The organism is Thermostichus sp. MS-CIW-38 (assembly GCF_054058415.1).
In genome coordinates, this window is record NZ_JBSSAH010000009.1 from 42,631 (window position 1) to 58,493 (window position 15,863).

At 58.4% G+C, this 15,863-nt stretch carries 20 protein-coding genes and 1 tRNA gene; 9 read left to right on the forward strand and 12 right to left on the reverse strand.

Translation table 11 applies throughout. From position 1 onward, the window contains the following. The first annotated feature begins 331 nt into the window (after positions 1-331). Entirely contained in the window at positions 332-1,231 is a 900-nt protein-coding gene (locus ACVWXZ_RS05255; RefSeq protein ID WP_457482244.1) for a hypothetical protein, read from the forward strand. A 35-nt stretch (positions 1,232-1,266) separates the two neighbouring features. Here the strand turns inward: ACVWXZ_RS05255 and ACVWXZ_RS05260 are convergent, their stop codons facing one another. From ACVWXZ_RS05260 to ACVWXZ_RS05285, 6 genes are all read right to left on the reverse strand, one after another. Continuing rightward, a complete protein-coding gene (locus tag ACVWXZ_RS05260) occupies positions 1,267-2,517 on the reverse strand; it encodes a class I SAM-dependent methyltransferase (protein WP_457482245.1) in 1,251 nt (416 codons plus the stop codon). 40 nt (positions 2,518-2,557) lie between these two features. Continuing rightward, positions 2,558-2,731 (reverse strand): hypothetical protein, encoded by a 174-nt coding sequence (locus tag ACVWXZ_RS05265; RefSeq protein WP_011433903.1) that lies wholly within the window; start codon positions 2,729-2,731, stop codon positions 2,558-2,560. 47 nt (positions 2,732-2,778) lie between these two features. Then, positions 2,779-3,330, reverse strand: a complete 552-nt coding sequence (locus tag ACVWXZ_RS05270) for an NAD(P)H-quinone oxidoreductase subunit J (protein ID WP_011433902.1) — start codon at positions 3,328-3,330, stop codon at positions 2,779-2,781. A 1-nt stretch (position 3,331) separates the two neighbouring features. After that, positions 3,332-4,066 carry an NADH dehydrogenase subunit K gene (locus ACVWXZ_RS05275; RefSeq protein WP_457384275.1) on the reverse strand — a complete coding sequence of 245 codons (735 nt, stop codon included), beginning with the start codon at positions 4,064-4,066 and terminating at the stop codon, positions 3,332-3,334. Next, positions 4,063-4,425, reverse strand: a complete 363-nt coding sequence (ndhC, locus tag ACVWXZ_RS05280) for a photosynthetic/respiratory NAD(P)H-quinone oxidoreductase subunit C (RefSeq protein WP_457482246.1) — start codon at positions 4,423-4,425, stop codon at positions 4,063-4,065. The genes ACVWXZ_RS05275 and ndhC overlap by 4 nt, the downstream gene beginning before the upstream one ends. A 100-nt stretch (positions 4,426-4,525) precedes the next feature. After that, a complete protein-coding gene (locus tag ACVWXZ_RS05285; RefSeq protein ID WP_457388813.1) occupies positions 4,526-4,774 on the reverse strand; it encodes a hypothetical protein in 249 nt (82 codons plus the stop codon). 403 nt (positions 4,775-5,177) lie between these two features. On the opposite strand from ACVWXZ_RS05285, the gene ACVWXZ_RS05290 reads away from it, so the two are divergent. From ACVWXZ_RS05290 to ACVWXZ_RS05300, 3 genes are all read left to right on the forward strand, one after another. Further along, the gene (locus tag ACVWXZ_RS05290; RefSeq protein WP_457403281.1) at positions 5,178-5,837 is read left to right on the forward strand and encodes an XRE family transcriptional regulator; all 660 of its coding nucleotides are present in this window, start codon (positions 5,178-5,180) and stop codon (positions 5,835-5,837) included. Positions 5,838-5,988: 151 nt separating this feature from the next. After that, positions 5,989-6,804, forward strand: coding sequence for an OmpA family protein (locus tag ACVWXZ_RS05295; RefSeq protein WP_414342005.1), 816 nt, complete (start codon positions 5,989-5,991; stop codon positions 6,802-6,804). 119 nt (positions 6,805-6,923) lie between these two features. Beyond that, the gene (locus ACVWXZ_RS05300; protein WP_457403280.1) at positions 6,924-7,436 is read left to right on the forward strand and encodes an ATP-binding protein; all 513 of its coding nucleotides are present in this window, start codon (positions 6,924-6,926) and stop codon (positions 7,434-7,436) included. Here ACVWXZ_RS05300 and ACVWXZ_RS05305 read toward each other — a convergent pair. Continuing rightward, positions 7,413-8,543 (reverse strand): geranylgeranyl reductase family protein, encoded by a 1,131-nt coding sequence (locus ACVWXZ_RS05305; protein WP_414342010.1) that lies wholly within the window; start codon positions 8,541-8,543, stop codon positions 7,413-7,415. The two genes, ACVWXZ_RS05300 and ACVWXZ_RS05305, sit on opposite strands and share 24 nt — an antisense overlap. Positions 8,544-8,818: 275 nt before the next feature. On the opposite strand from ACVWXZ_RS05305, the gene ACVWXZ_RS05310 reads away from it, so the two are divergent. The 3 genes from ACVWXZ_RS05310 (at position 8,819) to ACVWXZ_RS05320 (ending at position 9,867) form a co-directional block, all read left to right on the forward strand. Then, positions 8,819-8,974 carry a hypothetical protein gene (locus ACVWXZ_RS05310; RefSeq protein WP_457403279.1) on the forward strand — a complete coding sequence of 52 codons (156 nt, stop codon included), beginning with the start codon at positions 8,819-8,821 and terminating at the stop codon, positions 8,972-8,974. Positions 8,975-9,085: 111 nt separating this feature from the next. Further along, complete coding sequence (locus ACVWXZ_RS05315) at positions 9,086-9,373, forward strand: hypothetical protein (protein WP_011433893.1); 288 nt, start codon at positions 9,086-9,088, stop codon at positions 9,371-9,373. Between the two features lie 182 nt (positions 9,374-9,555). After that, positions 9,556-9,867 (forward strand): hypothetical protein, encoded by a 312-nt coding sequence (locus ACVWXZ_RS05320; RefSeq protein ID WP_457403278.1) that lies wholly within the window; start codon positions 9,556-9,558, stop codon positions 9,865-9,867. 236 nt (positions 9,868-10,103) lie between these two features. Here ACVWXZ_RS05320 and ACVWXZ_RS05325 read toward each other — a convergent pair. Both ACVWXZ_RS05325 and ACVWXZ_RS05330 read right to left on the reverse strand, forming a co-directional pair. Beyond that, positions 10,104-10,194, reverse strand: a tRNA-Ser gene (locus tag ACVWXZ_RS05325). 155 nt (positions 10,195-10,349) lie between these two features. Continuing rightward, entirely contained in the window at positions 10,350-10,898 is a 549-nt protein-coding gene (locus ACVWXZ_RS05330; protein ID WP_457403277.1) for a hypothetical protein, read from the reverse strand. A 558-nt stretch (positions 10,899-11,456) separates the two neighbouring features. Here ACVWXZ_RS05330 and ACVWXZ_RS05335 point away from each other — a divergent pair. Next, the gene (locus ACVWXZ_RS05335) at positions 11,457-12,440 is read left to right on the forward strand and encodes a PhoH family protein (protein ID WP_414424518.1); all 984 of its coding nucleotides are present in this window, start codon (positions 11,457-11,459) and stop codon (positions 12,438-12,440) included. Further along, the gene (locus tag ACVWXZ_RS05340) at positions 12,437-13,162 is read left to right on the forward strand and encodes an HAD-IA family hydrolase (protein WP_011433888.1); all 726 of its coding nucleotides are present in this window, start codon (positions 12,437-12,439) and stop codon (positions 13,160-13,162) included. The genes ACVWXZ_RS05335 and ACVWXZ_RS05340 overlap by 4 nt, the downstream gene beginning before the upstream one ends. Here the strand turns inward: ACVWXZ_RS05340 and ACVWXZ_RS05345 are convergent. From ACVWXZ_RS05345 to ACVWXZ_RS05355, 3 genes are read right to left on the reverse strand one after another with little or no spacing between them, the layout of a single operon-like run. Beyond that, positions 13,140-13,955, reverse strand: coding sequence for an alpha/beta fold hydrolase (locus ACVWXZ_RS05345; RefSeq protein ID WP_457482247.1), 816 nt, complete (start codon positions 13,953-13,955; stop codon positions 13,140-13,142). The two genes, ACVWXZ_RS05340 and ACVWXZ_RS05345, sit on opposite strands and share 23 nt — an antisense overlap. Then, the gene (locus ACVWXZ_RS05350) at positions 13,952-14,701 is read right to left on the reverse strand and encodes a lysophospholipid acyltransferase family protein (RefSeq protein ID WP_414413352.1); all 750 of its coding nucleotides are present in this window, start codon (positions 14,699-14,701) and stop codon (positions 13,952-13,954) included. The genes ACVWXZ_RS05345 and ACVWXZ_RS05350 overlap by 4 nt, the downstream gene beginning before the upstream one ends. Then, positions 14,701-15,849 (reverse strand): cob(I)yrinic acid a,c-diamide adenosyltransferase, encoded by a 1,149-nt coding sequence (locus ACVWXZ_RS05355; RefSeq protein ID WP_457403276.1) that lies wholly within the window; start codon positions 15,847-15,849, stop codon positions 14,701-14,703. Before ACVWXZ_RS05355 ends, ACVWXZ_RS05350 begins: the two co-directional genes overlap by 1 nt. Positions 15,850-15,863: the final 14 nt, after the last annotated feature.

Consider the following 15,863-nt stretch of genomic DNA (forward strand, 5'->3'; position numbering starts at 1 on the left):
CAATCGACCGTTACCAGTGCCTTAAACAACCGTTTCTGGTGTCCGCAGTATTATTATAGCATTCCTCCCGACACCGACCCTACGGGTACAGTGCGGGGCTCCTGCAATTTCTAGCTGAAGTGGCTCTTGCAGGTTTAGAGTGGCGATTGACTTGTAGTTGTGGCCATACTGGAGGGATGGCGTAAAGAACTGTAACCTCAGCAGTACACCAGAGTCATCTTGAAGTGCAGTGATGAAGTGCAGTGAAATAGTGCAGTAAAATTGTCTCTAAGGCGTTCTTTGTTCTTTGTGTTGGTTCTAGCTCCCCTTTCTCCTTAAAAAAAGAGGAGTTGTGAGTGAGAGAAAACCTACCCAAACATTACCTATGGTCAAAACAATCTTCAAGACAATCTCCTCTTCCACCCTGGGGTCGATGATGTTGCCTTTCTCCTGCCGCCAGCTTTGGATAACTGCCTTTCCCGCGTTGGCTGGAGTTACGGTGGCTATTGGCGGCCTTGGGGCGGGAGGATCCCTGTGGCAGGCAGGAGCAGCAGGTTTGGCCACGGGGATGACGGGCTATGTGGCTTCTGCTCTATCTGGAAGCGAGGCCAAAGCCAAAATCCAGCTTCTGCAGCACCTCGAAAATCGACAGAAGCAAAACGAAATCACTCCTTCAGACCTACAGCAACTGCAAAGCGAACTGGCCAACCTGCGTGCTGCCCTTGAAGATTGGGCAAAAGTCCAGCAGAAGGGGGTGGCTGCTGCCCAACCTTATGATGAGGCTCGTTCGCAAGCTCAAACTCCTCAGCTTCATTTTGAAACAGAGATCCAGATCCAATCTCAAGAAGAACGACTTCCTCAGTTACGCGCAGAAGAGCAAAGCCTGAAAGCCTCGATTGGAGATTTACAAGCCAAGAAACAGAAACTCATTCAGTCCCATAAGGAGGGCATAGCCAAGGTAGAACAACTCCAATCAAAACAGAATCTCCTGAAGCAGGATACTGCCCGCTTAACCCAGGCTTGTCGGTCAACAGGCTCTAGTAACTCCATTAAACGGTCACCTATGCCCGCGAAAGGGTCTTCAGACGTATCTCTTGGCTCGGCCCGCATGACCAAAACTGCCGCCGGCGTCGCATGGGCCGACAAATATGACGAAGTCTTTGCAACCCTCGAGGAGCGAATCGACAACCTGGAAGATAGCGCCAGAGCAATGGCAGAACTGGCATCGATGGAAGGCAACGGTAGCCGGTAGGGGCAGACATCCCATCCCAATAGCACCGAAACGGTTCACAGCTCTGGCTCGCCAAAGCCCCGCAGAGGGTGAGCGTGTTCTGAGGGGATCAAGCCCTTAGCCTGCACCAATACCCCAAAGCCCCCCAACCCCATGGGATCCAGCAGCGCGTGAAGAGCATGTCGCCGCCGCAAAACCTGGCCCACATCCACAGCTTCGCCATCAACCGGGTTCCCCATTTGGCTAAGGGCGGCCAGCCGCTCGGTCAATCCCAGGTTGACCAAAAAGCTGCTTTGCCGGGTGAACCCCAGACATTTTAGCCCCAGAGATTCTCCCACCTGCTCTAGGGTGGTAAAGTCCACATGAGCGGTGAGATCCTGGGATCCCACCCGAACATAGGGATCCGTGTAGCTGCCGTGCTGTCGATAGGCCAGGAGCGTACCTTGGGCGCGGTGGGGGCTGTAGTAGCGCTGGGCGGTGTGGCCATAATCGATGGTGAGCACGTAGCCTCGCCGGAGCTTGCGGGCCAGGAGCTGCAGCCACTCCAAGGCTTTTAGGTTCACCTCGGTTTGGTAGCCCGACGGATAGGTTTCTACAGGGATCCCCAAGCGGGCAAAATACTCCCTCAGCTCAGGGGTGGACAGATCCCCCAGCACTTCCCGGAAGTTGGCTTCTGCAGCCTCGCCGCAATCGACATAGATTTCTCGCAAAGCCCCATCCTGCACCTGCACCCGATGCACCGGAAAAGCATCCACCAGCTCATTGGAGAAGAAACAGCCTGTGACCGACTCATCCGGGATCCCGTCCCAATCCAACCAGCGCACCTTCTCCCCAAAAGGGGCCAACCGCTCCTGCTGGAGCTGCCGCAGATGGGCAGAACGCTCCAAAATCCCATAGTCCAGCGCCTGCCAAAAAGAGGGCTGTTCGCGTAAGCGGGCCGCAGGCCTTGCAGAGCGCACGTAGGTCAGCCAATCCTGGGCCAAGCGACCGCTGCCTGCCCCCATCTCGATGACCGTGAAGGCAGAGGGGGATCCCAAAATGTGCCAGAACTGGTGGATTTGCTCCGCCAACAGTTGGGCAAAGTCCGCCGCCAGGTGGGGAGAGGTGAGGTAGTCGGGGCCAATCGGGGATCCCTGCTCGTAATAGCCCAACCCTGGCTCGTAGAGAGCCCACTCCATAAACTGGGCAAAGGTCACCGGTCCCTGAGCGCGAATGCGGCTGACAATCAACTCCCGCAACTTCTGCGTGGCCTGAGGTGTCGATAGAGAAAGACTCGGGTCGCGTAGGTGTTGCTCAGGAGCGATCACAGGTGAGGATTCCAGGGATCCAGACTTACTCAACTCAAACTTACTTGTTCAGGGGACGACGCCAATTTTGGCGAAACTGACGGTTTGAGAGCAGCAGCACCGGCCAGAGGGCCGATACCAGCCACTTCCCAGATCCCGAATAGATGCGATCCGCCTTGCGGGCCGAGTACCAAACTCCACCTGCATAGATTGCCAAGAGCAAAAAAGGCCACATCTCAACCCATCCTGTTCAACGCTGCTCACCAGGTCAGGGATCCCCAATCAGTAGGCATCCTGCAGCTCATAAAAATCAGGCGTGATGTAGTCCTTGCGCAGGGGCCACCCTATCCAGTCTTCCGGCATTAAAATCCGCTTCAGGTTCGGGTGTCCCTCGAAAACAATGCCATACATGTCGTAGGTTTCCCGTTCCTGCCAATCCGCCGACTTCCAAATCCAGTATACGGAAGGTAGGCGTGGATCCTGGCGAGGCAACTTTACCTGGAGCCGCACCTCCTGAGGGCGATCCGCCCCGTCTGACAGCTTGATCAGGTGGTAAAGGCTGACCAGTGGCTGCCCTGCCCCCAGGTCATATCCGCACTGGCACTCCAGGTAGTTAAAGCCGTAGGCATAGAGGGCGGTACACAAGGGTAGGAGAAAGTCCCGCTCCACCTCCAACAGCTCTACCCCCGCTGCGTCTCTCCCCAAATACTGGTGCTCGAAGCCGTTGTCGGCCAGAAACTGGGAAACCGGGCCCCGCTCCAACGTCACCAAGGGTTCCGACTGCTCGCCTGCGGATGGCGGCGCTTGTTTTTCCTGGGCATTCTCCTCTGCCATCTCACACTCCTCCCTGCAAGGCTTTGAGCTGCTGTTCCGCCCGCTTAAAGTCGGCAGTTTGCAAAGCCGGGGGCACTGGCAAGCCAATGGCCGCAGCCAGCTCTGGCGGGGGAGCTTGGCGAGTCTCGCTCTCCAGATACTTGCCGGTGATGATCTCCGGCACAGGCTTGAGGTTGTGCTTAACCGTGTAGTAGCGGTGGGTTTGCTGCAGACGGCCTCGTTCCCGCATGTCCTCGGCGGCGATCTTCTTGCGCAGCTTGACAATGGCATCCATGATCGCTTCTGGACGAGGAGGGCAGCCGGGAATGTACACATCCACCGGGATCAGCTTGTCCACCCCCCGCACTGCCGTGTAGGAATCGGAGCTGAACATGCCACCGCTGATGGTGCAGGCCCCCATGGCGATCACGTACTTCGGCTCAGCCATTTGCTGGTAGAGCTTGACCAACGCCGGCGCCATTTTCATGGTGACCGTACCTGCCGTGATGATCAAATCAGCCGTGCGCGGCGAAGAACGAGGCAGCAGGCCAAAGCGGTCGAAGTCGAAGCGGGATCCCAGCATGGCGGCAAACTCGATGAAGCAACAGGCAGTGCCGTAGAGCAGCGGCCAGAGGCTGGACATCTTGGCCCAGTTGTACAGGTCGTTCACCGTCGTCAGAACGACGTTGTTGGAGAGGTCGGTAGTCACCTGGGGGGCAGCCCCCGGAAACAAGACTTGCGATTTCTCAGACGTCATGACCATTCCAATGCTCCTTTTCTCCAGGCGTACACAAGACCCACCACAAGGATGGCGATGAAAATCAGGGCCTCCACAAAGGCCAACAGCCCCAAGCGGTGAAACGCCACTGCCCAGGGATAGAGGAACACCGTCTCTACATCGAAAATGACGAAGACCAGTGCGAACATGTAGTAGCGAATGTTGAACTGGATCCAGGCTTGCCCAAACGGCTCCATGCCCGACTCGTAAGTGCTGCGCCGCAGGGATCCCCGCCGCTTTGGCGCTAAGAGTACGGAAGCCCCCAGAGCCAAAATCGGCAGCAGAGAGCAGAGGATCAGGAAAACCAGCAAATACTCGTAGCCGGACAGAACAAACACGACGCCAGACTGCCTCAGGTGCTCAACATTTAGATACGTTTCCAGTATAGAGCCAGTCTGGGGCTCCCCTGCGCCACGGGATCTTCAGTTCTATTGATGATCATGATTGTTGGGAGCGGCGTTTTTCCAGCCAGCCCCACACTCCGCTCACCACCGCCCCGGCCATCAGGATCCCCAAAGCCGGCTGAAACAAAGGCAGCCAGAGCCGCATCCAAAGTTTGTAGCCCAGTGGGATCCCAAGAAAAGCCCCGGTTACGGAAAAGACAAACCAGACAAACCCGGCGAACACCAGAAAGACAACGGCAATCAGGAAGTTATCCAGCCAGCGCTTAAAGTCAGAGGAAGTCATGGGGATTGAGGTAGAGCAGCTTGAAGGAGACCTAGAGGCAATCTGGGAACCGAACCTTTTGGGCCGCTAATGCCGATATCTCAGCATCTTTCACCCAGACAGACTGCCGGAATAAGTTCAACAGACAGGGTAGCTTACCCCAGCACTTGGTGAAGATCCCACGTGCACCTTTTTGGGTAGAGTAAGCTGTGCCGGCCCGCTGCTGACCCGCTGTGAACACAACCCAAAACCACGGTAGCGCCAGTAGGATTCCCCAGCCAGCCTGCTAACAATAAGTGAGATTTCCCTTCTGCCGCTTGGTCAGCTCAGGTTGAAGATTCTCCCCAAATGGCTGCACCGGTCGTTGACTTGTCAAGATATAGTGGTAAAAATCTGTTTATACACAATATGTAGCGTTAAGCCGATGTCCATCTCCTCTGGCTCTTCTTTTGCAGACCGCTTGCGATGGGTGATTGGCGATGAAGCCGTCTATGCGTTTGGGCGACGGGCCGGAATTAGCGATACGGCCTTGCGCAGCTACCTGAAGGGATCCGTGCCCAGCATTGACAAGGCCGTGAAAATTGCCCAAGTGGGCCAGGTCAACCTCAATTGGCTGATTACAGGGGAGGGATCCCCGCAGTTGCATCCCGACGCGAAAGCAGAGTATGTGTATGTGCCTTTTGTCGATGTAGCCGCCTCTGCCGGAGCGGGGGTGTTGGTGCGCGAAGAATCGATCGAATCGGTGGTTGCTTTTGAGCGAAACTGGCTGCGGACGCACTTGAAGGGAAACCCTGCCGATCTAAGTCTGATTCGGGTGCAGGGGGATAGCATGTCTCCCACGTTGGAGGATGGCGACTGGATCTTTGTGGAACGGCAAGAGGGCGGGGATCTAAGCTGTGAAGGCATTTACGTCTTTCAGATGGATGGGGATCTGTTGGTCAAACGACTGCAGCGCCTGCCCGGATCCCAGGTGAAGGTGATCAGCGACAATCCCCGCTTTCCCCCTTTTGTGGCGGATTTGGCGGATCCCATCAACGGCCTAACCCTCATAGGGCGTTATCGAGGTCGCATCAGTTTTGATTAGCCTCCCACAGCAGATGGCGGGAAGTGGCAGTTGGACCGACCGAGAATCCCCTTGGCGAGATCGGGTCGCCGGTTAGGATGGGTCTTGAGGGTTGAGTTGAGAGGAGTTCCTGCTCCTTGCCTGCGCCCATCCAGCCGGAGGTTTGCCTGCAATGGCTCGTTCGTCCCAGCTCCTAACAGTCGCTCTCCATTCCCTAAGCGGGATCCTCTTGGTCAGCAGCGGAATCTGGGTCGGGATGGTGCTTCCCCAGCAGGCCCAACCTCAGCCCCAGCCGGAGACCAACATCTCTCCCACTCAACCCGCTTCTCCCACACCACCGATCCTGCCCACCTTGGCTCCGCCCCAGGCCAATCCTCCGGTGGCCAGCCCAACAGCAGATGCAGATCCAGAGGAAAATCATGAGAGCCCCACGGATCTGGAGGCAGAGATTCGGGAGATCCGCCAGCAGGTGATCCAGCTCTTGATCAGAATTGAGGAATTGGAGTCGCGGCTGCAACGGCTGCGTTCTCAAACAGCCCCTGAGCCTGTCAGGGAATCTTCCACTGCTGCCGAGATCGTCCCAGGAGAAGAAAGCACCCCAGCCCCGACCAAAACGCCGACCTCTTTTCAGGTGGGAACCCAAACCATCAGCCTGCCGGGCGATTTGCTGTTCGATTTTGACAAAGCCGAGATTCGACCTGAAGCAGCCTCGCTGTTGGCCCAGGTGGCCAAGTCCTTGGAAGCTATGCCCGGCGCCCGCGTTCAAGTGAATGGCCACACCGATAACATCGGGCCCTTAAACTACAACTTGGCCCTTTCTCTGCGCCGCGCCAATGCGGTTAAGGACTATTTGACGAAGCTGCTGCCGGAAGGCCATCCCATCAGTTGGACAACCTCTGGCTTTGGTCCCACCTTGCCCGTTGCCGATAACGACACAGAAGCCGGACGGCAGCGGAACCGCCGTGTGGATTTGGTCATCGCTCCCTAGCTGCACCCCCCAAAGTGGGGGATGACACGTTCTAGCAGGGCTCTGGTCTAGAATCTGGTAGGGTCAATCCGGCCAGGATTGATGGGCTTGAGTTCAATCCTCATCGTTGGGGTTCGGTTTTGAACGCGGCAGGGATCCCTCTGGACAAGAGGCAAACGTTTGCGCTGAGGGTTGACACAACCCTGGACGCGCTTGACCAGGTTTTGACCTGGTTTGAGTCTTTCCGAAATGCGGGCATCCCGGATCCCATTTGGGCGGAATGTCAGTTGGCTTTGGTAGAGGGGTTTACCAACGCCGTTCGCCACGCCCACTGCGCTCTGCCGGAAAGTACGCCCATCGACATTGAGCTGCTGCTGATGCCGCAAGGGCTGGAGTTGCGCATCTGGGATCAGGGGCAGGAGTTTGATCTGGAGGGATTTGCTCGGAACTTGTCGGATCCCACATCGCCCAACGCCAATCTTGAGTCCGAGGGGGGACGGGGTATTCTGCTGATGAAAGCTCTCTCTACTCACCTCAGCTACAGCCGCCAAGCGGATGGTCGCAACTGCCTGTTGATCGGCAAGCGCTTCGACGATCCTGGATCTCGCCCGCGTCTGTCGGTGCCGGGCTTAGGCGAGCAGACCACCGCTTAACTTGCGAATAGCTGAGCTGGCCACATCGCTGTAGCGCAGTTCACCGGCCAAGATCTGGCCCATGCGCCGAGTGGCTCCCGGTCGTTTGACGCCCACCCTGTAGCCCACGCCCGGAAAGCGATAGAACAACGCCGCAATCCGCTTAGCCCAGCGCATTTCTGAGCCCCATTCCTGCTGCACGCGGGCAGAGTAGTTCGCCAGAGCTTCTGTATCCCCGCCTAGAGCTTGATCGATGGCCTGGGCCGCCAACATGCCGGTGAGAAGGGAAGGGCGGATCCCTTCGGCGGTAAACGGATCGATGACGCAGGCGGCATCTCCCACCAAGAGGGCATTTTGGGTGTGTAGCGGTTGATCTTCGTCCCAGAGGCAGATGGGATGGCCAAACGGCTTGACCGACTTCAAGTCTACGCCAAAGCTTTGGGCATATTGGGCGGCAATTTCCCGCAGGTTTTGTTTTTCTCCACCCCGAAAGGTGCCGGCTCCAATCGAGTAGCCATCAGCCTTGGGGAAGTTCCAAATGTAGCCATTGCTGACGGCGCCGAAGTCAAAATGGGCGGCTGCAGTTTGCGGCTGCGAGAGGGGCACTTCTGCTTCCAAGGCGGCAGCCAGGCGACGGCGGCGTTCCTGAAAGCCCAGCCACTTGGCCATTGAGCCTTTTGCCCCATCGGCCCCGATCACGTACCGACCCCAGACCGGGCCGGCAGTTGTCATCACTTGCCAGCGGTCGCTTTGCCACTCAAGGCCGGAGACGGGGCATTCTGCCTGGAGCGCAGCCCCTTGCTTTTGCGCTTGCTGAATCAGGTAGTGGTCGAAAACATCCCGCCGCACCATCCAAACGGGCTCTTTCAAATCCAAATCGACCACCACCGGATCGCCGCCGCGCCAGGTGTAGCGGATTTGCCGGATCTTGAGGGAAATGGCGGGGCCAAAGTCGAAGTCAAACCAAGCCGCCACCATAGGAGAAACGCCGCCCCCACAGGGTTTGTAGCGGGGCAAGGGATCCTTTTCCAGAACCAGCACCGAGCGTCCCCGCTTGGCCAGATGGTAGGCGGCAGATCCTCCAGCAGGGCCGGCGCCGACGATGACACAGTCGTAGAGTTGCGGCATGGTTTTCGATACTCCAGGCCCCCCCATCCTGGGTTCTGCTCACCAGCTTCTAGCCTATTATGGCTACAGCGAATTGCCTGCACGTTGCTTGCCTTTTTGTCGGGAAGACCATGCGAATTCGCTGGCAGCGCCTTGCCAACCAGCCCTCAGCTTGCTACTGTGCCGCCTGCGGAAAGCGTTTTGCGGGCGGGAAGCGAGTTCGTTGCCTTTTCAACGATAGGGGTCTGAATCTCGGCCCTATTTGCCCAGAGTGCTTTGCTCTTCCCCCAGTTCAGTTGCGAGAACAGATCCACCGCTATGCCTATTTGATGCGCCTGAATCGTCTGCGGGATCCCGGCATCCAAGACCACGCCCATCATCTGGAACAAGCGGCCCGGGAGCGCTCCATTCGTTATCCGGGCCTGTGGGGCTGGCTGCGGCAGTGGTGGTAGCCTTGGCAAGGGGATTGGGCATTCTGGAAAAGATGCAGGAAAATCAGGAGAGGTTGCCTTCGGGATCCCAGACCCGTTGGCTTGTTTGCTCTCGTTGGTTGAGGAGCCCCCATGCACGACCTGGACAGTTTGCCAGAACCAGTAGCCGATGCCTTGATCAAAAGCCTGCTTACGGACGTGGAGCGGCTGATCAACCAGCACGGACTGTCAGAGGTTCTGGTGGGGTTGGCCATGTATTGCAACGTGCAGTTCAAGGCCAAGTTCAATAAGCCCAACCGCACGGAGAAGGATGAGGAGTTGGGGTTTTATTTCCGCGACGCCGCCAAAGCTCTAGAGGTGGCTGCCAGCCTCACCTATCGCACCATCGACCGCTCTCAATCTGCCCGGCCCAGCACCTAGCCACTGGGATCCCTTTTTGGCCTCCACCCCCAAGCCCCTCTCCCAGGGGGAGAGGGGGGCAGGCATTTAACCAGCAAACCGTTTCACCGCAATGGGAAGGGAAGGAACGCGGCATCTTGGGGTGGCAAGGGATCCCCCTGGGTTTTTATGCTGGTGGGCAACAAGTTGCATTGAGGCTGAGCGTGAGAATCGTCTGGGAACGCAGCATTTACGGGGGCAATGGCCGAGTGCCCTGCATTATCTGTGGGGGATGGGCCAACCCCATCCAGAAAAAAGGGCACCAAGTGTTGCTGGCGGTGGTCTATAACGACCGCGGGCAAATCTACGGGGAAGTCTGCCGCAGCTGCCTCGGTTTGGGGGCCAAAGGCATCAAAGAGTGCCTGCAAGAGCGGATCGCCCGTTTGCGCAAGCAACTGGAAGATTTGGAAGAGCTGGAGCAGGGAGAGGTGCAACTGCCTACATTGGAGGAGGAGTTGAGCGCCTATTTGGATTGAGGACTACACCCCTCTGAAAAACTTACGAAACCCCAATAGGAGGTGACGTCTCTGATTTCTTCCTGCTTCCACGACCCATGACTGGTAGCGGAGTTGGCCTCTATGGTCGTTTCAGGTTAGTCTGAGACGCCCGAGCTACTGAGAAAAGCCCCGCCCTACCGCTATGGGGAAGTAAGCTAACGGCGCGCAGAGGACGTCAACAACCTTGGTCAGCAAATATGGACAGCAAATATGGACGGAGAGGGAGGGATTCGAACCCTCGACGGAGCTTTTGGGCCCCGTAACTTCTTAGCAGGAAGCCGCTTTCGACCACTCAGCCACCTCTCCAGGGCCAGGAAGGGCAATGGCAAGCTGGGATCCAGACACCAGTTCACTCATTGTAGGGGATGGGATCCCACCCGGCAACTGCCCCCTGACCCGCCCTGCAAAGACTCCGTCCCGCTATCGCGATCAGCCGGGATCCCTCCTGGGGTTGGGTGAGTCTAGCTCACCACCTGCAGGTAAATATCGAAGCTGCCGCTATTGTCGCCGTAGCTGCCCTTGGCGTCATTGATGTTGAAGGCAATATCCAGGTTGGGATCCAGATCCACCTCTTGGGGCTGCTCTGGCGAGGACTCGAAAACCTGATGGGCCACCAGTTGGGCTTTGGGTTGAAACAGCACAATCCCGTAGCGGCAGAGGCCCGGGTAGCGCCACTCCTCAGGGGTCGGGATCCCTTTGCCAAGGGGCGAGCGGATGCTGGTGGAAAACGAGAAGCCATAGCGCCAAGCCACATTCCTGGGGAAAAAGCGGATACGGCTGGCCCGCAACGGACGCCCTTGCCAGCGTAAAATGTTGCCCGCCTCTTGGTTCACCCGCAGGTCACGGAAAGCCATCCAAGCCTGTAAAGCTTCTTCTTCAGGTTGGATCCCTTCGATGGCCAGGGCCTGGCTCCAATCCAAGTCACTGCCATCGCAGGTGATCTGCCGCGGAATTTGCGCCAAATCCAGTTGTGCCAACCCCAGGGTATCAGACGCAGATTGGGTAAACATCTATCTCTCCTTTTTCCATCTGATTTTTCAAAATGACTCCAGAAAGGATGGGCTCCCTCCCCAGAGATTGAGGAGCCGCAGGGATCCCAAAAATGTGTCTAGGGAAGGGTTGTAAGAGACCAACCTATCCACATCTCCCCTGCTGGGTAGAGAATGTCAGATGCACGATGACCAACGGAGTTGAAAACCTCAAGCTCTTGCCCAAACGGATGAGAGGTTGGGAGTTCAAGCTCCTTTAGCAGATAGATCAACGTTACTTGATGAATAAAAGCTATTCCCGAAAAGATAGCCCTTTGCAATACTTTTTTAGGGAACCTTAGGGAGTTGCTAATTCCCTGTGACTCGGCTGCCAATGAAGGCCAGAACCCAAATCCAGGTTTGCTGCAGATCTTCCAGAAGCTTGTATTTTGGAACACATTAATGGTGTAATCGCCTGTTAAGCACTCTTGCGCTCGACCCCTGGGCTCTGCAGCGGCTTTCCACAGCCCAGAGCGCCCTGACAAGCGTTTTTGGTAAGATCACCCCTACAGGTCTCCCAGGGTGCCCGGCGCCCACGGCATGCACGACAACCCTACTTCCCTCTCTTCTGATTTCGAAGTCATCTCTCTGTCCAATCCTCAACAGGCCATGTCTTTGGCGGGCACTCAGGAGGCCAACCTGAGGTGGATCAGTCGCTCCAGCGGTGCTTCTGTAACGCTGCGCGGACAGGACCTGTACCTGAAAGGCACTCCCCAACAGCGGCAGCAGGTGCGGCAATGGCTAGAATTGCTGAGGCCGCTTTGGCAAACTGGGCACCCCGTCACTGTGATCGATGCAGAGCAAGCTTTTCGCGCCCTCTCCGGCCAGGAGGCTGCCGCCTATCAGCAAGCACAAGCAGGAGTTTTGGCCCGCACCCGCAAAGGGGAGCTTATCCGACCGAAAACGCCCCGCCAACAGGAGTACGTGCGAGCCATTCGCACCCACGACCTCTGCTTTGGCATTGGACCGGCGGGTACCGGCAAAACCTATCTGGCTGCCGTTGTGGCCATTGCTGCCCTACAAAACCGGGAGTACGAGCGTTTGATCTTGACTCGCCCGGCTGTGGAGGCGGGAGAAAAACTGGGGTTTTTGCCGGGGGATCTGGTGGAAAAGGTGGATCCCTATCTGCGGCCCCTTTACGATGCCCTGTTCGAGTTTATCGACCCGGCCAAGCTGCCGCAGTTGATGGAGCAGGGGGTGATCGAAGTGGCGCCGCTGGCCTATATGCGAGGCCGTACTTTGAGCAATGCCTTCATCATTTTGGACGAAGCCCAGAACACCACCCCCGAGCAGATGAAGATGGCCCTCACGCGGCTGGGATTCCGGTCGCGTATGGTGGTTACCGGGGATCTCACCCAAACGGATCTGGGCAAACATCGCATGTCCGGCCTGGCAGCGGCAGAGCGTATTCTGACAGGGGTAGAGGGGGTTGCCTTTTGCTACTTCGACCAGCGGGATGTGGTGCGCCACCCTCTGGTGCAGCGGATTGTCGATGCCTACGCCCGCTACGAGGGGCAGTCGTGAAGCTGAGGGTGCTCTTTTTCGACGCTGTGGGCACTTTGTTTCGGGTGCGGGGCAGCGTGGGCCAGGTTTACAGCCAGGTGGCAGCGGAGTATGGGGTAAGGGTGGATCCCCAGGCCTTGGATCGCGCTTTTGGCCAAGTTTTTGCCCAGGCTCCAGCCCCGGCCTGCCCAGGATTGACGGGATCCCCTTTGCGGGAGTGGGAGCGGACCTGGTGGCGCCAGGTGGTGCGGGAGACTTTTGCCCGGGTGGGATCCCTGGCTGCCTTCGGAGAGCACCGGTTTGAAGACTTTTTCGCCCAATTGTTTGAGCACTTTGCCGGGGCGGATCCCTGGGAGCTGTATCCCGAGACGCTGCCGGCTTTGCGGGCCCTGCAGCAGGAAGGGATCCGGTTGGGGGTGATCTCCAACTTCGACAGCCGCTTGCCCAGGGTGCTGCAGCAGTTGCAGTTGGATCCCTACTTTTCCACCCTCACCCTCTCCACCCAAGTGGGCTATGCCAAGCCCGATCCTCGCATCTTCCAAGCTGCCCTGGCAGCCCACGGGATCCCCCCCGCAGCTGCTGGCCACATTGGCGACAGCCGCCGCGACGATTATCAGGGGGCAAAAGCAGCAGGCTTGCGAGCCCTTTGGCTGGATCGAGAGGGGAAGGATAGCTCCTGCCCAGAGCGGATAGAAGATCTGTGGGGATCCCTGTCCATGCTCAATGGGCCGAAGCAGAATTGAGCAGCAGAGGGGCAAAAAGGCCATCCGGCTTGAGCAGGTAACGCCGCAGGTTCATCCGCCGCTCCAGCAGGCAAGCGTGGCCGCTCTGGGGCGAGATTTCTACCTGCGCCTGGGGCAGCCGTTCCGCCAGCCAGCCCACCTCCTGCACCGAGGGCAACAGGCGATCCCGCCCCCCCGCCACCAGCAAAGTTGGCAGGGTCATCGACTCCAGGGGCAGCTTCTCCACAGCAAAGGATCCCAGCAAAGCCAAGCGCCGAGCAGCTACTGTGGGTTCAACACTGTGAACTGCCTGGCGCAGCCGCTCCCGATCCGGCGGCTCCATTTGGCTGAGCTCCGCCAAAACCCCCAACCCCCGCTCCGACAACTGGTGATAGAGCCCCGGTGGCAAAAAAGGCAGGAGAACATGCCCTGCCCACCACCAGGGCCTACGTCGCAGCGACGAGGCTGGATTGACCAAAATGAGGCCGCGGCACCGTTCCGGCCATTGGGCGGCCACCAACAAGGCCAGGCAGGCCCCAAAGGATTCTCCACACAAGTACGCCCCCGCTTCTAGCTGGGATCCCACCCAATCGGCCAGGGTTTCCCAGCTATCCCCCGCTTCCGGGTGGTTCAAACTCAGGGGGCGAATGCGAAACTCCCGCTGCAGAGCCTGCGCCTGCCGGTAAAACAACGTACCTGTGCCATCCATACCGGGCAAATACAGCAGCAGGGGCCGCTCCTGACCGACCGCTCCCGTTGCCGGGCTGACCAAGCTAGAGGCAGATGCTACCGGCTCGCCACTCAACTTTCTCATCTCTCTGCCAATCCCAATCGCACCTGTTCTCGGGCCGCTGCAGTTAGCTCTTGAATGACCTGCATTCGCTCGCGTCGGGATCCCTGGCGCTGCTTCCTGCCCACCCAAAGGGGGGATCCCACCCTGAGCACCACCCGCCGATACAACACCACCGGATGTCCCCCTTCCTGTTGAAATCGGGGTTCAGTGGGGTCAAACCAGCGGAAAAAAGCCATAGGAATATCTACTCCCCGCCATTCTTCCTGCGCCCACACCGCCACCGGCAGAATCGGCAAGGGATCCACCGCTGCCGCCAGCGCCAGGTGGGCAAAACCTGGCTGAAACCGCCCCACCTCCCCAGGCGAGGTCTCACGGGTGATCTGCTCCGCCCCTTCTGGGAAGATCCCCACACCCACCCCCGCTGCCAAACTGGCCTGTGCCTGGCGAAAAAAATGGATTTGCTGTCGGGATCCCTGCTTGAGGGGAATGCAGTCCAAAGCCAGGGCGATTTCCCGCAGCAGCGGCACCTGAGCCAGGTAGTAATGGCAGGCAAAGCGAATCGGTCGGTCCAACCCCGCGATCAGCACCGGCGCATCCAGAAAACTGCGGTGATTGCTCACCACCACCAGCGGGCCGGCGGGAACGTGCTCCTTGCCCTCCACCCACACTTCCGTCTGGAAAAGGGTGAGCAACAACTGGGCCAGAGTCCTGGGGTCTGGAGGCCAAGAGAGAGCAGAATTGGCTGAGAACGCTGCGAAGGATCCCATCAATAGTCCACCCCGCGCCGCAGATCGGCCCCCTGCTCGGCATAGTGCTTGTGGCTCACCATTTCCGAGTGGACAGAGGCCAGCTCAAAGTAAGGTAAGGGGGCATGGCACCGCCCCGTGATGATGATCTCCGTGTCCCGCGGCTTGCGCAGCAAAGCCTGGACAATCGGCTCCACGTCCAGCAGCTCCAGATCCACCGTCGGGTTCAGCTCATCCAGGATGATGGTTTTGTACAGGCCAGAAGCGATGGCCGCCCGCGCCAACTCCCAGCCCCGCTCCGCTTCTACATAGTCGATTTCCTGTTGTTTGCCCCGCCAGACAATGGCATCCCGACCGCAGCGCTGGTGATCCACCAAATCGGGGTAGCTTTCCCGCAGGGCCCGAATGGCTGCATCCTCGGTGTAGCCCGTTCCCCCCTTCAGCCATTGCATGATCAGTACACGATGGGAGAGATCCTTACTGATGCCGCGTCCAATCGCCTGCAGAGCCCGCCCCAGAGCGCTGGTGGATTTTCCCTTGCCGTTGCCGGTGTAGATCTCGATGCCGCTGGAAGGAAGCTCGCCGTTGCGGGGATCCGTCGCCCGCCGGACACTGCGCATTTCCGAGTGCAAATCCGCCAGGTCGATAATTTCCTTGGGAGCGCCGCGCCCGGTGATGATCACCTCCATGGCCTCCGGCTTTTGCTTGAGGGTACTGACCACCTCCTCCACAGGCAACAGGCCCAGATCCAGCACCGGGTTGAGCTCATCCAGCACCACCACCGAGTAAAACCCCGACGCCAAAGCCCCTTTGGCCACATCCCAACCGCGGCGGGCCTCCTGACGGTCAAACTTGGTGATCTCATCTGGGCCGAAAAACTCTCCCCGCCCGGTGCGCAATTGATCGATGAGATGGGGGAAGCCTCGCTGCAGAGCCGCAATGGCCGCATCCTCAGCATAGGTTCGGCCTGGCCCCTTGAGAAACCGCACCAGCAACACCCGGCTGGGGGCCGCCTTTTCGATCCCCAAGCCAATGGAACGCAGCACAACCCCTAGGGCCGCCTGGGACTTGCCTTTGCCCTCGCCGTCGTAGACATGGATCTGGCCCCGTCGCCGATCAAACTGCTGGGCAGTCACAATCCCAATTTCTGCCATGCCCCTCCGCGTCATCCTGCTGTGGGAAA

Coding starts and splice junctions, on each gene's coding strand:
- ACVWXZ_RS05305 (WP_414342010.1), bottom strand. CDS start 8,543: ATGCCGCAACTCTACGACTGTGTCATCGTCGGCGCCGGCCCTGCTGGA.
- ACVWXZ_RS05350 (WP_414413352.1), bottom strand. CDS start 14,701: ATGGGATCCTTCGCAGCGTTCTCAGCCAATTCTGCTCTCTCTTGGCCT.
- ACVWXZ_RS05330 (WP_457403277.1), bottom strand. CDS start 10,898: ATGTTTACCCAATCTGCGTCTGATACCCTGGGGTTGGCACAACTGGAT.
- ACVWXZ_RS05315 (WP_011433893.1), top strand. CDS start 9,086: ATGCACGACCTGGACAGTTTGCCAGAACCAGTAGCCGATGCCTTGATC.
- ACVWXZ_RS05275 (WP_457384275.1), bottom strand. CDS start 4,066: ATGACGTCTGAGAAATCGCAAGTCTTGTTTCCGGGGGCTGCCCCCCAG.
- ACVWXZ_RS05270 (WP_011433902.1), bottom strand. CDS start 3,330: ATGGCAGAGGAGAATGCCCAGGAAAAACAAGCGCCGCCATCCGCAGGC.
- ACVWXZ_RS05295 (WP_414342005.1), top strand. CDS start 5,989: ATGGCTCGTTCGTCCCAGCTCCTAACAGTCGCTCTCCATTCCCTAAGC.
- ACVWXZ_RS05345 (WP_457482247.1), bottom strand. CDS start 13,955: ATGAGAAAGTTGAGTGGCGAGCCGGTAGCATCTGCCTCTAGCTTGGTC.
- ACVWXZ_RS05355 (WP_457403276.1), bottom strand. CDS start 15,849: ATGACGCGGAGGGGCATGGCAGAAATTGGGATTGTGACTGCCCAGCAG.
- ACVWXZ_RS05265 (WP_011433903.1), bottom strand. CDS start 2,731: ATGTGGCCTTTTTTGCTCTTGGCAATCTATGCAGGTGGAGTTTGGTAC.
- ACVWXZ_RS05335 (WP_414424518.1), top strand. CDS start 11,457: ATGCACGACAACCCTACTTCCCTCTCTTCTGATTTCGAAGTCATCTCT.
- ACVWXZ_RS05290 (WP_457403281.1), top strand. CDS start 5,178: ATGTCCATCTCCTCTGGCTCTTCTTTTGCAGACCGCTTGCGATGGGTG.
- ACVWXZ_RS05285 (WP_457388813.1), bottom strand. CDS start 4,774: ATGACTTCCTCTGACTTTAAGCGCTGGCTGGATAACTTCCTGATTGCC.